At 65.5% G+C, this 2361-nt stretch carries 1 protein-coding gene and 1 pseudogene; both read right to left on the bottom strand.

Going from position 1 to position 2361, the window contains the following annotated elements; translation table 11 throughout:
- Positions 1 to 1654: Swt1 family HEPN domain-containing protein (locus tag Q1V87_RS15170; protein ID WP_300594722.1), on the bottom strand; the 1654-nt coding region annotated here is incomplete at its 3' end.
- Between the two features lie 5 nt (positions 1655 to 1659).
- Positions 1660 to 2361, bottom strand: a pseudogene (locus Q1V87_RS15165) (hypothetical protein); the annotation flags it as partial.

Raw genomic sequence — 2361 nt, 5'->3', positions numbered from 1 at the left:
GCTCGTGCACGATCGAGGACACGAGCTTGAGCACACCGCGGGTGCGCTGGAACCGTTCCAGCGTCGACCAATCCTCATACAGGCGGTCCAGCAACTCGGGGTGCAACGGATAGGACGCTCGGATGCGCTGCTCGTAGTCGTCACTCGGGGCCGCGGCATCCCGGGGGAACAGTGCGGTGTTGCTCCGATAGAGAGTGACGAAGCTGCGCGCTACGGCGGAGATCGTGGTCAGACCCTCCGCGTTCGGCGCCTGGAAGAGACGGCGGCGGACGATCTCGAAGGACTCGTCCTTGCTCGACGGCCGCCACTGGTCGGCGACGCGCCGGATCACGTTCTGCAGACGTTCCAGCGCAAGCTGGCCGTTCGCGCCGCCGATCTCGATGTCACTTCCGCTACCTGCATCGCCGGTGTCGGATGCCGGGATCGAGACGACAAGCATCGCTCCAGGCACCGACCGAACGACTTCTGTCAGAGACTGTGCGAAGGTGAACTGCGTCTCGAATGAGCCCGACGGAAGCTCCTTGTCCGTGACCAGTTGCCGCGCATACGCGACCCACTCATCGATGAGGATCAGCGCCGGCGAATACTTCGCGATCAGCGTCCGCAAGGCCTCGCCCGGGTTCGTCCCGGCTCGGTCGTCTTCAGCGATCAGGTCATACGCTTCGCGGCCGCCGAGCTGCCAGGCGAGCTCTCCCCAGAGCGTGCGCACCTCGGTGCCGTCGTCCTTGATGAGTGGCGACCCTGCCTTCAGGTAGGTGCCGACGAGCGCGACGCGCTTCACTTCCAGCGCCCCAAGATCCGGGTTTCCGGTCTCGGCGATGAGCTCCTGCAGCTCCTGCGGGAAGTCCTTTGCGGGGGTGCCGCTGAAGAGGTGGTAGAGAGCGAGCATCGAGTGCGTCTTGCCGCCGCCGAAGTTGGTCTGCAGGTTGACGACCGGGCTCGCGTTGCCGTCCCCGCCGCCGACGCGCCGGAGCGCACGCGACAAAAGATCCCGCAGACCTTCCGTGAGGTACGTGCGGGTGAAGAACTCGACCGGGTCGCCGTACTCAGGGCTCGTCGCCTGCCCCGTGCGCACCAGATGTAGGTCAGCCGCGAACTCGGATGCCGTGAACTCGCCGCGCGCCACGTCATCGTGCGGGCGGATCACCTCGCGCCACGGCCGGAGACCCGAGCCCGGGTCGAGGGTCACCGTCGTCCGCTTGACCTGCTTGCGCGTCTGATCCTCGAAGACCGTGCGCTGCAGGTCGACGCGGAGCTTGCGGACGTCCTCAGCGGAGTCGACCGCGCCGACGGCGTGGAGCAGTCGCTCAATCGTGTCGAGCGCGCGCGCCGCGTCATCAGAACTGAACGGCTCGTTGTGCGCCCACAGATTTCGCGTCTCGCGGAGCTCAGACCCGAAGCCTTGCTGCGCACGCGACAGCACGTCCTTGAAGCGGTAGCCCTGCTCGGTGATCGCGCGAAGCTGCACCTGGACATCGTGCTTCGTCAGCGTTCGGGCCGGCCCACCTCGGCGTTGCGCGTCCTCTTGCGCCCACGCAGCGGGCCAGTCGGACGTGCCGTACGCGGCAGTCATCACCTCGTCGACCGAATCGAGCAGACCCTCCGACAGCAGGTCGAACGCCTTGCCCACGCGATCACGGTTGTTCATCGCCATCGAACTCAGTCCCCATCCTCATCGAAGTCGAACGCCTGCTGAACGGCGCGCGGAACACCGGCATGCTTCCGCGCCTGCTCGTTCACATCACCCCACGCACTCACCAATCCGTTGAAGAGAATCGCATCCTTGGTGTCGCGCTTCTTTTCCGCCTCGCGGAATAGCCAGAGTGACATCTGCTTGACTGCGTCCAGGCTCACGCGGGTCTGTACGGCAGGGAGCAGTTGGGCGACTTTGTCGACGCCGTCCCGCGCCATCACCGCAGCCAGGCGAACCGTCGCCTCCCAGACGCTGACGCGCTCGTCGGACGCAACGTCCCACTCGTCTTCAAGAACCGCGGGAGAGAGGAGCCGGGCCCGTCCACCCTTCGCTTCGAAGATGCCACCGCGCTCGAGCGTTCCCAGGGAGGTTCCGGCCGACTGGGCCATCGTTATGGCCGTACCTGAAACTTCAGTGCCCCAGCCGAACTGTCGGTACCATTTCGCCGCGAACCGGGAATCCGGATCTGAGTCAGAAAGCTCGTCGACGACCTCGTCAAGAGTTGCATTGATCAACTCCAGCGCGTCGCGAACGGACATATCGGTGCCGTCGGCCTCGCGAACTCTCGAGTATCGAGAGAACACCGCAATGCCTGGCCCAATTGCAGCCTGGTCGAGGTCGACCGCCGCGATGGAGCCCTGGATGAGAGTTCGGAGCGCCTGCGGCAG

The organism is Microbacterium sp. (genome assembly GCF_030149085.1).
In the GTDB taxonomy this organism is placed as follows: Bacteria; Actinomycetota; Actinomycetes; order Actinomycetales; family Microbacteriaceae; genus Microbacterium.
The sequence above is the reverse complement of the archived record's forward strand: the minus strand, read 5'-3'. Positions and strand labels throughout refer to the sequence as shown.